Genomic DNA, 14,452 nt, shown 5'->3' with positions numbered 1-14,452 from the left:
TGCATATGTAGTTTGATGTACATTTTGGAGGAGATTATGTTAGATAATGCAGATGAATTATTTACAGGGGAAAGATTTGTACCTGGCGTTGAAGATAAAAAATTGGAGATAGAGCATTTTCAGAGATACCAAAGTATAAAGGAGTTAGTCAGAGGTAAAAAGGTATTAGATGCTGCGTGTGGAGAAGGATATGGAAGTAATATCCTTGCTTTGGCTGCTCAGAGCGTGGTTGGTGTGGACATCGATAGTGGTGCAGTGAAGAGAGCCTCTGTTAAATACAAGAATCAAGCTAATCTTAAGTACATGGAAAGAAGTATTGCTGATTTAGAGGGAATTGAGGATCAAAGTATAGAAGTAGTAGTGTCTTTTGAGACAATAGAGCATGTTCCGGAAGAAGTGCAGATGCAGTTTCGAGAAGAAATAGCCCGTGTTTTGACAAAAGACGGTATTCTTATTATGTCTACGCCTAATAAAGAAATATATTCTGATTTATATGATTACCATAATGAATTTCATATCAAAGAATTCTATAAGCAGGAATTTATTGATTTTCTTCAAGATAAATTTTCAAATGTTAAACTTTATAATCAATATTTTGAAGTAACGTCGATTATTGATTCCAATTTAAGTGAAGAGGGAGAAGTTCAATATTATAAGGATAGAAAACAATATGATCATGAAGGAAAATATTTTATAGCTATTGCCAGTAACGCACAGCTTCCTCAACAATCTATTTCATCGGTATTTATGAATGCAAAGAAAGAGCACGAAGAATCCATTCATCGAATTATTGAACTGCAGGAAGATGTAGAGAAACGTAATTCGCATTTGATGAAGTTAGATGAATTGATTGACAGTCAAAGTACTACTATTTATGAATTGCAAGAAGAGATAGAAAAACGTGGAAATCATATACTTAATTTAGACAGGCAGTTAGAGAAATCAAAAAAACAGGTAGAGGAATTAGAGCAAATCAGATTGGAATATGAGCATAAAAAAACAACTATATCTTGGAAATTGATGTATAAAATCCAAAGAATAGGAGACTTTTTATTACCACCTCAGAGTAAAAGAAGATTTTTTGCCAGAGTGTCATTTAATTTAGTAAAAGATCCCAAAATGATTATTAAAATGTTATCATTTAAGCGAATTAAAAATTACTTTAAATATATAAAAAAGGAAGGATTAGATGGAGTATCAAAAAGATATGAAGAAGCATTTGAGATAGAAAAAAGTTATGCTAGTCCTGAGAAAAATATAAATATTGATACAAATAAGATTAAACCTAAAAATTCGATTCAAGAATATGAAAAAATTGATTTTTATCATTTTGATTCTCCAGAAGTATCAATTATTATTCCTGTTTATAATCAATTTGAATATACACATAATTGCTTAAAGTCAATCAAGGAGAATAGTGGAGATGTTGCTTATGAAATTATTATCGGAAATGATTGCTCGACAGATTTTACTACGCAGATTGAGGAAGTAGTATCAGGTATCAATGTTATTACAAACAAAGAAAATTTAAGATTTCTTATGAATTGTAATCATGCAGCAAAATATGCAAAAGGTAAATATATTTTATTTCTGAATAATGATACACAAGTTCAGAGCGATTGGCTGCGACCACTTATTGAACTAATGGAGCGAGATGAAAACATTGGTTTGACAGGCTCCAAGTTAATATATGCTGATGGAAGACTTCAGGAGGCTGGGGGTATTGTATGGAAAGATGGATCAGCCTGGAATTATGGAAATTACCAAAATCCGGATGCATCAGAGTATAATTATGTAAAAGATGTTGATTATATTTCGGGAGCATCAATCATGATTCGAACTAAATTGTGGAATGAAATTGAAGGATTTGATGAGCTTTTTGCACCTGCTTATTGCGAAGATTCAGATTTGGCTTTTACTGTGAGAAAAAAAGGTTTTCGTGTAGTTTACCAACCTAGATCTGTTGTGGTACACTTTGAAGGCATATCAAATGGAGTAGATGTTTCTTCTGGAATAAAAAAATATCAAATTAAAAATACGAATAAATTATTTTTAAAATGGGAAAATGAAATAAAAAATCAGTACGAGAATGCTGAGAATGTCTTTTGCGCACGCGAAAGAAACTTTGATAAAAAAGTTATACTTTTCATAGACCATTATGTACCTACATTTGACAAAGATGCTGGTTCTAAAACGATATATCAGTATTTGAAAATGTTTTTAAAAAAGGGATATTCTGTTAAGTTTATTGGAGATAATTTCTATCAGGCTGAACCATATACCACAATTTTACAACAAATGGGCATAGAAGTCTTATATGGTAATTATTATGCTAAGAATGTGTTTAAATGGATAAAAGAAAATCAACAACAGATTGATTTTGTATTTCTGAATAGACCTCATATAGCAATGAAGTATATAGACTTCCTGCATAATGAAACACACTTGAAAGTTATATATTATGGACATGATTTGCATTTTCTTAGAAATATGCGTGAATACGAATTGACTGGTGATTTGAAAAAGAAAAAAGAAGCAGAAGAGTGGAAGAAAAAAGAATTGTATTTAATGAATCATGCGCAGATGTCTTACTACCCATCTTGTATAGAGGAAGAGAAAATTCATGAAATTGACAGTGATATAAAAGTAAAAGCAATAACAGCATATGTATTTGATGAATTTAAGAGAATTATTCAAGATGATTTTTCCAAACGAGACGGTATTGTATTTATTGGAGGCTTTACACATGACCCAAATCAGGATGCAGTTAATTGGTTTGTAGAAAAAATATGGCCGAAAATTTATGAAGTTTTACAGATACCATTTTATATCGTTGGTTCAAATGCTCCATTAGCCATTACAAACTTAAATGGTATAAATGGTATTATAGTAAAAGGTTATGTTACAGAAGAAGAGTTAACACAACTATATCAAAAATGTAAGATTTCTATAGTTCCTTTACGATATGGAGCAGGCGTAAAAGGAAAAGTTATTGAAGCCATTTATCATGGAATTCCAGTCGTAACAACATCTGTTGGAGCGGAAGGTATTAAAAATTCACAAGATGTCCTGGAGATTCGAAATTCAGAAGAAGATTTTGCAAAATGTGTTATTAAATTATATCAAGATAATAAAGAACTTACAAACATAGCACATCATATGCAAGAGTTTATAAAAGAATATTTTAGTATTGATGCGGTATGGAAAATTATCGAGGAGGATTTTATATAATGGATGATAAGAATCAAGTTATTCGTGGAAAAGCGCCTTTGCGAATTAGCTTTGGAGGGGGTGGAACGGATGTGGCTCCTTTTTGTGATGATCGAGGTGGGGCAATTATTGGTAGTACGATAAATAAATATGCATATTGTTCTATTATTCCCAAAAATACAGATGAGATTACGGTTCATTCTTTGGATTTTGATATGACTGTTAAATACAATGCAAAGGATACTCACCAATATGATGGTAATTTAGATCTTGTAAAAGCGGCCTTAAACGCATTTAGCATTAATAAAGGATGCGATGTTTATTTACAATGTGATGCACCTGCTGGCTCTGGACTAGGAACCTCCTCTACTGTTATGGTAGCTCTTTTAAGTGCAATGGCTAAATGGAAAGGAGTTTCATTAGACTTCTATGAACTTGCTGATCTTGCTTATCAGGTGGAAAGGGAAGAACTTGGAATATCGGGTGGTTATCAGGATCAATACGCAGCGACATTTGGCGGATTTAATTTTATAGAGTTTCACGGAAGAAATAATGTAGTGGTTAATCCACTTAGAATCAAAAAAGACGTAATTAATGAATTGCAATATAATCTGCTTCTTTGTTATACAGGGAAAATTCATGTATCTGCAAATGTCATCAAAGATCAAGTAAGCAATTACACCAATAATAATGTAGATGCGATTACTGCTATGAGTGAGGTGAAAGCACTTGCTTATGGAATGAAAGATGAATTATTAAAGGGCAATCTTCATAGCTTTGGTAAGTTGCTAGACTATGGATGGCAGAGCAAGAAAAGAATGAGTAATAAAATATCAAATCCTCAGATTGATGAATTGTATGATGAAGCTTTAAAAGCGGGTGCTTTAGGAGGAAAGTTGCTTGGTGCCGGAGGAGGTGGTTATTTACTAATGTATTGTCCATATAATGTCAAGCATAAAGTTGCTGAACGAATGGAGCAGGTAGGTGGACAATTATCAGATTGGAATTTTGAATTACGCGGCGTACAGACCTGGAGCCATAATAACGATCGCTGGCCATATAATCAAATTCAAGTTGATATTCCAGATGGAAACTACAAATTTAATTTTTAGGAGATAAAAATATGCATGTTGTTATCATGGCAGGTGGAAAAGGAACCAGAATTGCCTCTTTATCAAATGACGTACCAAAACCTATGATGCAAGTTTGCGGGAAACCGATTTTAGAGCATCAAATAGAATGCTTAAAAAAGCAAAATTTATGTAATATTACATTGATTGTTGGATATTTAGGAAAAGTTATTGTAGACTATTTTAAAGATGGACATCAGCTTGAAGTAAATATAGATTATATAGTAGAAGAAACTCCATTAGGAACTGCAGGAGCTTTATTCTATTTGAAAGAAAGTATAAAAGATGATTTTTTACTTTTGAATGGAGATATTATCTTTGATGTAGATTTTAGGCGATTTTTAGATTATCATAAAAAACATAATGGATATGCAACAATCTTGACGCATCCAAATAGTCACCCTTATGACAGTGGTCTTATTATAACAGACAAAGAAGGAAAAGTAAGTCGTTGGCTGAATAAAGAAGACAATAGAACCTATTATAAAAACAGAGTAAATGCAGGAATTCATATTTTATCTCCTAAGGTATTTCAATATTTTAGTGATTTGAAGAAAATGGATTTAGACCGGGATATTTTAAAGAAATTGATACAAAATTGTCTATTGGTGGCATATGATTCGCCAGAATATGTAAAAGATATGGGAACGCCAGATAGATATGAAATGGTAATTAAAGATTTGCAAAGCGGATTGGTAGAAGCAAAGAATTTGAAGAACAGACAGAAAGCGTTTTTTTTGGATAGAGATGGGACAATAAATGCATATAAAGGATTTATTCGTAGTGTTGAAGAGATTGAATTGATTGATGGTGTTGCAGAAGCAATCGCTAAAATAAATGCCAGTGGATATCTTGCTATAGTTGTTACAAATCAACCAGTAGTTGCAAGAGGTGAAGCTACCTTTGAAGAAGTGGAACGAATGCATCAAAAAATCGAAACTCTGCTAGGAGAGCAAGGAGCATACTTAGATGATATTTTTTATTGTCCCCATCATCCAGATAAAGGATTTCAAGGGGAGCGTCCAGAATTAAAGATTATATGTGATTGCAGAAAACCAAAACCAGGAATGCTTTTTGAGGCTGCCACAAAATACAATATTGATGTGAAAGAATCATATATGATCGGAGATGGCATAAATGATTTAATGGCCGGAGAAGCTGCCGGATGTAAAAGTTATCTTGTAAAAAGTGAGAATAATAAAAATAAAGGATACCAAAATTTAAAAGAAGTAGTTATTCATATTTTGGAGGATAAAGAAATATTATGAAAGATACCATTCAAAATTATTTAAATGAATTAATACAAAGATATAAAGTGTTAGAACCAGAAAAAGAAAATATTTCTAAAGCATATGAAATGATTACAGAAAGCTTTCGACGGGGAGGAAAGTTACTGATTGCAGGTAATGGTGGCAGTGCCGCAGATGCAGAGCATATTGTCGGTGAATTAATGAAAGGATTTGTAAAACCTAGGAAATTAAAACAAGACTTTTGCAAATCTCTTATGAGCGCTGATGAGCAGATGGGAAAGGAACTTGCAAATAATTTACAAGGAGCTTTACCAGCAATTGCTTTAGTTGATCATGTTGCTCTTTCAACAGCATATTTAAATGATGTAGAACCTCTTATGGGTTTTGCACAGCAGGTAAATGGTTTTGGAGTAACAGATGATGTATTTTTGGCTATTTCTACTTCCGGAAGCTCAAAAAATATTTTATATGCAGCGGTGGTTGCAAAAGCTAAAGGTATGAAAATTGTTGCATTATCAGGGAAAGATGGCGGAAAGTTAAAAGATTATGCAGATGTCTCCATAATCGTTGATGAAAATGAGACGTTTAAAATACAAGAATTGCATTTGCCAGTGTATCATTGCCTGTGTCTAATGTTGGAAGAAACATTCTTTTAGTTATCATCAATTCTTTTATTCCAGAAACTGATTGAATGATTTTTAAATTGAATTTTATACCAATATGCCGAATTGTTTGGCTATAATAGAAAGGCTTATTGTTATTTGTTTAATGGCTGTATAAAATTAGTCGCTTGAAAAGCTGCAATATTCTTTGATTGGTTAACCTATATGCCGAATAATGTTGTAAGAAGGGGAAAAAAAAGGTATAATAGAAATTGCAATAATATTTACAAAAAAGAAATATTATATAGGAGTATCTACAAAATGAGAAATTACAATTTGGAATTATACATAAAAAAAGTTTTTTTTATATTGTATGATATGTGCGCGATTATAATGGCATGTATGTTATGTTTATTGATTAGATTTGAATTCGAGATAGATAATAGTAATAGTGTTTATTTTGAAAGAACATGGAAAGTATTACCTACGCTTACAATATTAACAATATTAATATTTTATATATTTAAAATGTACAGCAGTATTTGGAAATATGCAGGTGCAAGGGAAATGTTTTATATTGCATGTGCTTGCGGAATAGCCGGTATCTTATATCCTATAACTGTAATGGTAGTAATACGTGAAAAAGTGCCAATGCCTCGTTCAACATATATCTTGTATCCAATATTTTTATTTATATTGGTATGTGGCATTAGATACATTTATCGATTGGTTAGAGCGTTAATTAGAATGAGAGTAAATGAGAAAGCTCAAAAAAGAGTTCTTATTGTCGGAGCAGGTGCAGCTGCCAATGCACTGATTAAGGAGATCAACACAAGCTCACATGTAGAGATGGTTGTGGTGGGGCTAGTGGATGATGATCCGTCTAAAAGAGGTTCATTTCTTCATGGAATAAAAGTCATGGGAAACAGAAATGATATTTCAAAACTCACAGAAAAACTTGAAGTTGATAAAATATTGATAGCAATCCCTACATTGTCAGAAGGAAATCTGAAAGAAATATTGAATATATGTAAGAAAACAGGCTGTGAACTTCAAAGACTTCCAGGAATTTATCAGCTAGCTAATGGAGAAGTATCAGTTGCAAAGTTAAAAGAAGTAGATGTTAATGATTTACTGGGGAGAGAGGCTATAAAGGTAGATTTGTCAACAATCCTTGAATATGTGTCAGATAAAGTAATTATGGTTACAGGCGGTGGTGGTTCTATAGGAAGTGAATTGTGCAGACAAATTGCAGCATATAAGCCTAAGAAATTAATAATTGTAGATATTTACGAGAATACAACATATGATATTCAAAATGAATTAAAACAATTATTTCCAGGGTTAGAATTGTATGTGTTTATAGCTTCTGTTAGAAATACTAAAAGAATTGACAAAATTTTTGATGAATTTAGACCTGATATGGTATACCATGCAGCAGCACATAAGCATGTTCCGCTTATGGAAGATAGTCCAAATGAAGCGGTTAAAAACAATGTATTTGGAACATGGAAAGTAGTGCAGGCCGCCGATAAATATAAAATAAAACGCTTTGTAATGATAAGTACGGATAAAGCGGTTAATCCTACCAATATAATGGGAGCTACAAAACGTATCTGCGAAATGATTATACAGACATACAATAGCCGTTCACAAACAGAATTTGTTGCAGTAAGATTTGGAAATGTGTTGGGTAGCAATGGAAGTGTAATCCCATTGTTTAAAAAGCAAATTACGAGGGGTGGGCCAGTGACTGTTACACATCCTGATATAGTAAGATATTTTATGACAATACCAGAAGCGGTATCGTTAGTATTACAGGCAGGAGCATATGCCAAAGGCGGTGAAATATTTGTTCTGGATATGGGTGAACCTGTAAAAATTCTTGATTTGGCTAAAAATTTGATTCTATTATCAGGACATAAACCAGATGAAGATATCAAGATAGAATTTACTGGATTACGTATGGGTGAAAAAATGTATGAAGAGCTTTTAATGAAAGAAGAAGGTTTACAAGAAACAGATAATCAGTTAATTCATATAGGAAAACCTATTGATATGAATGAAGAAAATTTTTTGAAACAATTAGAAGAATTGAACAATTACGTAGCTGAGGAACCTGATGATATCAGGGAGTGGGTGCAGAGAATTGTACCTACCTATTCAATCCAAAATAAGTAAATTAAGGCCTTGGAGATAGGGGGACTATTTTCAAGGCTATGTGTATATATTGAAGTAGAAAGAGATATGAGAGTGTATAAAAATGAAAAATAGAAAAAAAGTTTATTATATGATTAAGCGAATCGGAGATATTTTGTTAAGTTTTATAGGCTGTATAGTGCTATTGCCTATTTTATTGATTATTGCAATTATAATAAAAATTGATAGTTCGGGGCCCATATTATTCAAACAAAAGAGGGTAGGGATTAATAAAACATATTTTCAAATACTTAAGTTTAGAACTATGTATATAGATACACCAAAAGATATGCCAACACACTTATTGTCAGACCCAAAACAATATATAACAAAAGTCGGAAAATTTTTAAGGAAAACAAGTTTGGATGAATTGCCACAGATATTTAATATATTAAGAGGCAATATGAGCATAATTGGACCAAGACCTGCTTTATGGAATCAATATGATTTGATAGAAGAACGTGATAAATATGGTGCAAATGATATAAGACCTGGACTGACTGGATGGGCACAAATTAATGGAAGAGATGAACTTGACATATCCGTTAAAGCAAAATTAGACGGTGAATATTTAGAAAAGATTAGTTTGGCATTTGATATAAGATGCTTTATTGGAACAATATTTTCTGTTCTGAAATCGGATGGAGTTACAGAAGGTGGAACAGGAGAAATAAACGAGGATAAGGAATAAGATGAAAAAAGTATTAATTACAGGTGCTAATAGCTATATAGGAATGTCGGTAGATAATTGGCTTTCTAATTATAAGGATATTCATGTTGATACGATAGATACCATAAATGGAAAATGGAAAGAGCAATGTTTTCAAGGATATGATACCATATTTCATGTTGCAGGAATAGCTCATGCAGATGTTGGTAATGTTTCAGAAGAGATAAAAAAGAAATATTATGAGATAAATTGTGATCTTGCAATTGATGTTGCAAAAAAAGCAAAAGCAGAAGAGGTAAAGCAATTTATTTTTATGAGTAGTATTATTATCTATGGTGACAGTGCTCCATATGGTAAGGACAAAATAATAGATTCAACAACGAAGCCATTACCGGCAAACTTCTATGGAGATAGTAAACTTCAAGCTGAAAAAGGGTTGATGGAGTTGCAGGATTCTACCTTTAAAATAGCGGTTATCAGACCACCAATGATATATGGTAAAGGTAGTAAAGGAAATTATCAGATGCTCTCTAAACTGGCACATATAATGCCTGTTTTTCCAGTAGTATTTAATAAAAGAAGTATGTTGCATATAGATAACCTGTGTGAATTTATCAGGTTAATTATAATTAATCAGGATGAGGGAATATTTTTTCCACAAAATCGTGAATTTGTATCTACGACAGAAATGGTTAAACAAATTGCAAAAGTGGATGGTAAAAAAATATATTTTACAAAATCTATGAGTATTGCCATAGTTATAGCTAGTAAATTACCTGGGAAGATAGGAAAATTAACCAATAAAGCATTTGGAAATTTAACATATGATATGAAAATGAGTAAATATGAAAAAGAAAGTTATATTGTAAATGATTTTGAAAAGTCTATTTACAAAACGGAAAAATAGAGATGAGAAAAAAAATATTATTTTTAGTAAATCATGATGTTGTAATTTATAATTTTAGATTGGAATTAGTAGAAAAACTTATACAAGAAGGACATGAAGTTATTGTATCTTCACCTTATGGTGAAAGAATTGATGATTTGTGTTATATAGGTGCTAGATTTATTGAGACTAAAATTGATAGACATGGGACAAACCCTGTTAAAGATATAAAATTACTATTAAATTATTGTAAAATAATGAAAGCTGAAAAACCAGATGTAGTTTTTATGTATACTATCAAACCTAATATATATGGAGGAATAGCGTCAAGTATTTGCAATATTAGATATGTAGGAAATATTACCGGATTAGGTACAGCACTTGAGCATGATGGAATACTGCAATATATTACTACTACTTTGTATAAAATTGCATTTAGAAAAATACAATGTATCTATTTTCAAAATATTGAAAATAAGAATTTTTTTGAGAGTAAAATATCGGCAAAATATAGAACCGAATTATTACCAGGGTCGGGAGTTAACTTAAAAAAGTTTTTTGTAGTTGAATATCCTAGTGATGAAATAATGAATTTTATATTTATCTCACGAATAATGAAAGAAAAAGGCATAGAGCAATATTTAGATATGGCTGAATACATTCATAATAAATATACAAATACGCGATTTCATATTTGTGGTTTCTGCGAAGAAAGCTATGAAGAAAAGTTAAAAAAACTACAAAAAAAAGAGATTATTGTATACCATGGTATGGTACGAAATATAAAAGATTTTATTGCAAATTCTCATTGTACAATTCATCCATCATATTATCCTGAGGGAATGTCAAATGTGTGTTTAGAGAGTGCTGCATGTGGAAGACCTGTTATAACAACAGATAGAAGCGGATGTAGGGAAACGGTTGAAGATGGAGTGACAGGGTATATAGCTAAACAAAGAGATACTAAAGATTTAATAGATAAGGTTGAAAAATTTATAACATTAAGTTACGAAGAAAAGAAACAAATGGGCTTGAGGGCGAGAAAGAAAATGGAAAGTGAATTTGACAGACAGATAGTAGTTGATGCATATATAAGAGAAATTTAAATAGCATGAAAGGAAAGAAAAATGAAATTTGGTATATTTGTACTACTATATAATCCGGAAATAAATGAAGTAATAATGAGGTTAAAAAAATATAGCCAAATTTTCGGAAGTTTTTTAGTTGTCGATAATTCACAAGAGGATTATAGTGAAAATTTAAATAAGGAATTGCCAAGTATTAAATATCATACAATGAATGAAAATAAAGGTATTTCAAAAGCATTGAATTATGCATTTAAATGGGCATATAAGGAAGAAATAGATTTTTTGTTAACAATGGATCAAGATAGTGAATATCCAAATGAAGAAATAGAAAAATTGTTACATTATATTGAAACATACTATGAGGAAAATGTTGGGATATATTCGGCTAATTATAAAAAAATTTATTATAATGTCAAGAAAGATATGATGATGTGTAGTAATTTATCATTGAAATGGGACGAGGTTAAAGATGTTAAGTTTTGTATGACATCTGGAAGTTTTGTAAATATAAATGCTGTACAAAGAGCGTTGCCATTAGACAATTATTTTGTATCTTATGTTGATGTAGATTTGAGTATGTGGTTTTTAGAAAATGGCTATAAACTAAAACGTGTGGGAAATTCAGTATTTCAGCAGCAAGTAGGTAATATGGTTAACGCCAATAAATTAAATATGATTTTTCATGTTTTACATCATAATGAGAAGAGATATTATTTTATGACAAGAAATAATTTTTACTTTAAAAGTAAATATAAAAAGTATAAGTTATATGCATTTAAGAGGCTTATTAGAATATATGTTAATATATTATTAGGCGAAAAGAATAAAATAAAGAAAATTAAAGCTAGTTATTTGGGATATTTACACTATAAACAAGGCGTTATGGGGGATTTACCAATAAATAGTTCAATAGAAAAGTAAAAAAATATAAGTGGAAAGGTATGATAATATGGAAAGAAAAGTATCAATTATTATTCCAGTTTACAATACAATACAATACTTGGAAAAGTCCATATGTTCCGCATTAAGCCAAACATATGCCAATATAGAAATAATTTTAATTGATGATGGGTCAACGGATGGTTCGGAAAATGTGTGCGATATGTATTCACAAAAATATTCCAATATTTTAATAAAACATATTAATAATTCTGGTGCAGGAAAAGCACGAAATCAAGGAATATTGATGGCAACAGGAGAATATATAGTGTTTTTAGACAGTGATGATGTTTTAGTAGAAAATGCGGTAGAAAGTTTGGTACTGAGGGCGATAGAGTCACAAGCACACATGGTTATGCCAGACAGGTATTTTTGTATAGACGAAGATGATAATTTAGTGGGAATAAAATTTCATTTTAATAAAGAATTGTGTATTGAAGAACCAATAGATTTTGCAATGAAAGTCATGATAGGAGCAGGTAGGGGGTGGAGAACACATTCCTTATTAATTAAAAGAGTTGCTGTTGTTGAAAATAATATTATATTTGGTGAAGATGTGGTTGGGGGAGAGGACTTCTTGTTTAATCTAGAGTGTATGAAAGTTATTAATAAAATTGCCTTTATTAACACAAGTACGGTATACTATAGAAAACGAAGAAATAGTATTACAGCTGTTTTTCATAAGGACTATTTAGAAAATATATGGAAATTAGACAATGCAGTTGACATATTTGCTAAAGAAATGAACATCAAGCATGATTTAAAACAATATAAAGACGCATTGGTAATTCGAGAAGTTATTTCGTATATATCTGATATTTACTCAAATAAGTTAGAGTGTAGTTGGAAAAATAGAAAAAATATGGCTAAAACTGTAATTGAGGATAAAGCAGTTCAAACAAAAATGAAAGGTAATTTTCAATATGTTTATTTTACAAATAAGTTTGCCGTTTTATATTATCGACTAATGAAATGTTGTATACAATGTAAGATTTATTCCGCAATATTGTTGTTAGCTTCAATAGGAGGTAAAATGCGTTGAAAAAGATTGTACTAATCATTTCTTATTTTGGAAAATTCCCATCTTATTTTAGTTTATTCTTAAAATCATGTAAATATAACAAGCAGTATACATGGCTTATCTATACTGACAATGAAGAAGAATATTTATATCCAGAAAATGTATTATTAAAAAAATTATCATTCCGTAACATGACAGATAAGATAAATAAAAAATTTGATTTTCCTATTGAAATTAGAAACGTTCACAAGTTATGTGATTTTAAACCAGCATATGGTTATATTTTTGAAGAAGACATTCAGGAATATGATTTTTGGGGATTTTGTGATTTAGATGTAATTTGGGGAGATTTAAGTAAGTTTATTACAGATGATATTTTGAATAATTATGAGAAAATTTATACATTAGGCCATTTAACTTTATTTAAAAATACAATTGAAAATAATAGAAGATTTATGAATGATTATCATGGAGAAAAATTATATAAAAAGGCTTTTTTAAAACATAATGAATGGGTTTTTGATGAAGGATATAAAGGAAGTATAAATAATTTATTTGAAACTTATAATGTTCCGATATACAAAGATTCTAAATGTGCAGATATCTATACAAAGTCATCTAATTTCAAATTAGTAACATGGTACAATAACACAGAAAAAGTTGTTGATAAAAATAAAAAAGGTTTATTTTGGTGGAATAAAGGTATATTGTTATATATGTATATTGAAAAAGGTAAACTGATAGAAGAAGAATATACTTATATACATTTACAAAAAAGGAAGATGAAAGTAAAAGAAATTGCTTTAAAAACTGAATCCATTAAAATTGTACCAAATGTTTTTGAAGCCCAGACGGATGATGTTTCATTGAAAAATTTTAATAAAATAAAAAAGAAATATTTTAATTTACATTATTTTGTATTAAGGAGCAAAAATCTAAAATATAAAATAAAGTTTAGATTAGGTATGATGGATTAGCGGAGAGGATATAATGCAGTATATAATTACTATTATTTTGATTGTGTTTCCGATAATATTGGAAGAAAAAAAAGGAATTAAATATATTCAATTGTTATGGTTATGGGTATTAATTGGTGGCTGTTATTTCAATATAGATACACCAGGATACCAATCTGTATTTTATAATGTTAAAAGCATGAATATAACTTTAGAATGCTTTTATAATTTTACATGTATGATTTTTAATAATTTAGGCTTATCATATCAACAGATGGTGATGTTTTGGGGTTTACTATTTTTATTTATTTTAGATAAAGGAATTGTAAAAGAGACTGTTTCAAGTTTTGTGTAAACACAAAAAACTGACATAAGATATGTTGATAGTTATTTAAGGGCAGAGTCGATTACAATGGTTCTGCCCTTACTTGCATTATACAAGGATTTTTTTGCATGTCAATGAAACCTTTCAGAATCTAACTAGATTTAAAGATTTCGTGA

The 14,452-nt window shown here is 30.4% G+C and carries 12 protein-coding genes; all 12 read left to right on the top strand.

Translation table 11 applies throughout. From position 1 onward, the window contains the following. The first annotated feature begins 36 nt into the window (after positions 1-36). Positions 37-3,231, top strand: a complete 3,195-nt coding sequence (locus C8E03_RS07550; RefSeq protein ID WP_170122931.1) for a glycosyltransferase — start codon at positions 37-39, stop codon at positions 3,229-3,231. Continuing rightward, a complete protein-coding gene (locus C8E03_RS07545; RefSeq protein WP_110290696.1) occupies positions 3,231-4,322 on the top strand; it encodes a GHMP family kinase ATP-binding protein in 1,092 nt (363 codons plus the stop codon). Before C8E03_RS07550 ends, C8E03_RS07545 begins: the two co-directional genes overlap by 1 nt. Before the next feature lie 11 nt (positions 4,323-4,333). Next, on the top strand, positions 4,334-5,608 hold the full coding sequence (locus C8E03_RS07540; protein WP_110290695.1) for an HAD-IIIA family hydrolase: 1,275 nt from the start codon (positions 4,334-4,336) through the stop codon (positions 5,606-5,608). Then, the gene (locus C8E03_RS07535; protein WP_110290694.1) at positions 5,605-6,246 is read left to right on the top strand and encodes a D-sedoheptulose-7-phosphate isomerase; all 642 of its coding nucleotides are present in this window, start codon (positions 5,605-5,607) and stop codon (positions 6,244-6,246) included. The genes C8E03_RS07540 and C8E03_RS07535 overlap by 4 nt, the downstream gene beginning before the upstream one ends. A 267-nt stretch (positions 6,247-6,513) precedes the next feature. Beyond that, positions 6,514-8,373, top strand: a complete 1,860-nt coding sequence (locus tag C8E03_RS07530; RefSeq protein WP_110290693.1) for a polysaccharide biosynthesis protein — start codon at positions 6,514-6,516, stop codon at positions 8,371-8,373. Between the two features lie 82 nt (positions 8,374-8,455). Beyond that, on the top strand, positions 8,456-9,082 hold the full coding sequence (locus C8E03_RS07525; protein ID WP_110290692.1) for a sugar transferase: 627 nt from the start codon (positions 8,456-8,458) through the stop codon (positions 9,080-9,082). Between the two features lies 1 nt (position 9,083). After that, a complete protein-coding gene (locus tag C8E03_RS07520; protein ID WP_110290691.1) occupies positions 9,084-9,968 on the top strand; it encodes an NAD-dependent epimerase/dehydratase family protein in 885 nt (294 codons plus the stop codon). A 2-nt stretch (positions 9,969-9,970) separates the two neighbouring features. Then, positions 9,971-11,053, top strand: coding sequence for a glycosyltransferase family 4 protein (locus C8E03_RS07515; RefSeq protein WP_110290690.1), 1,083 nt, complete (start codon positions 9,971-9,973; stop codon positions 11,051-11,053). 21 nt (positions 11,054-11,074) lie between these two features. Beyond that, positions 11,075-11,956, top strand: coding sequence for a glycosyltransferase (locus tag C8E03_RS07510; protein ID WP_110290689.1), 882 nt, complete (start codon positions 11,075-11,077; stop codon positions 11,954-11,956). A 28-nt stretch (positions 11,957-11,984) separates the two neighbouring features. Continuing rightward, on the top strand, positions 11,985-13,016 hold the full coding sequence (locus C8E03_RS07505; RefSeq protein WP_110290688.1) for a glycosyltransferase family 2 protein: 1,032 nt from the start codon (positions 11,985-11,987) through the stop codon (positions 13,014-13,016). Then, positions 13,013-13,972 carry a DUF6625 family protein gene (locus C8E03_RS07500; protein WP_110290687.1) on the top strand — a complete coding sequence of 320 codons (960 nt, stop codon included), beginning with the start codon at positions 13,013-13,015 and terminating at the stop codon, positions 13,970-13,972. Before C8E03_RS07505 ends, C8E03_RS07500 begins: the two co-directional genes overlap by 4 nt. A 13-nt stretch (positions 13,973-13,985) precedes the next feature. Then, positions 13,986-14,306 (top strand): hypothetical protein, encoded by a 321-nt coding sequence (locus tag C8E03_RS07495; protein WP_110290686.1) that lies wholly within the window; start codon positions 13,986-13,988, stop codon positions 14,304-14,306. The last annotated feature ends 146 nt before the right edge of the window (positions 14,307-14,452 follow it).

This window comes from Lachnotalea glycerini (assembly GCF_003201285.1).
GTDB classification, from domain to species: Bacteria; Bacillota; Clostridia; order Lachnospirales; family Lachnospiraceae; genus Lachnotalea; species Lachnotalea glycerini.
This window is presented reverse-complemented; position numbering and strand designations above follow the sequence as displayed.

What these genes read in the sequence shown, in the direction of transcription:
- C8E03_RS07495 (WP_110290686.1), top strand. Translation starts at nt 13,986, where the DNA reads ATGCAGTATATAATTACTATTATTTTGATTGTGTTTCCGATAATATTG.
- C8E03_RS07540 (WP_110290695.1), top strand. Translation starts at nt 4,334, where the DNA reads ATGCATGTTGTTATCATGGCAGGTGGAAAAGGAACCAGAATTGCCTCT.
- C8E03_RS07505 (WP_110290688.1), top strand. Translation starts at nt 11,985, where the DNA reads ATGGAAAGAAAAGTATCAATTATTATTCCAGTTTACAATACAATACAA.
- C8E03_RS07510 (WP_110290689.1), top strand. Translation starts at nt 11,075, where the DNA reads ATGAAATTTGGTATATTTGTACTACTATATAATCCGGAAATAAATGAA.
- C8E03_RS07520 (WP_110290691.1), top strand. Translation starts at nt 9,084, where the DNA reads ATGAAAAAAGTATTAATTACAGGTGCTAATAGCTATATAGGAATGTCG.
- C8E03_RS07545 (WP_110290696.1), top strand. Translation starts at nt 3,231, where the DNA reads ATGGATGATAAGAATCAAGTTATTCGTGGAAAAGCGCCTTTGCGAATT.
- C8E03_RS07530 (WP_110290693.1), top strand. Translation starts at nt 6,514, where the DNA reads ATGAGAAATTACAATTTGGAATTATACATAAAAAAAGTTTTTTTTATA.
- C8E03_RS07550 (WP_170122931.1), top strand. Translation starts at nt 37, where the DNA reads ATGTTAGATAATGCAGATGAATTATTTACAGGGGAAAGATTTGTACCT.
- C8E03_RS07515 (WP_110290690.1), top strand. Translation starts at nt 9,971, where the DNA reads ATGAGAAAAAAAATATTATTTTTAGTAAATCATGATGTTGTAATTTAT.
- C8E03_RS07535 (WP_110290694.1), top strand. Translation starts at nt 5,605, where the DNA reads ATGAAAGATACCATTCAAAATTATTTAAATGAATTAATACAAAGATAT.
- C8E03_RS07525 (WP_110290692.1), top strand. Translation starts at nt 8,456, where the DNA reads ATGAAAAATAGAAAAAAAGTTTATTATATGATTAAGCGAATCGGAGAT.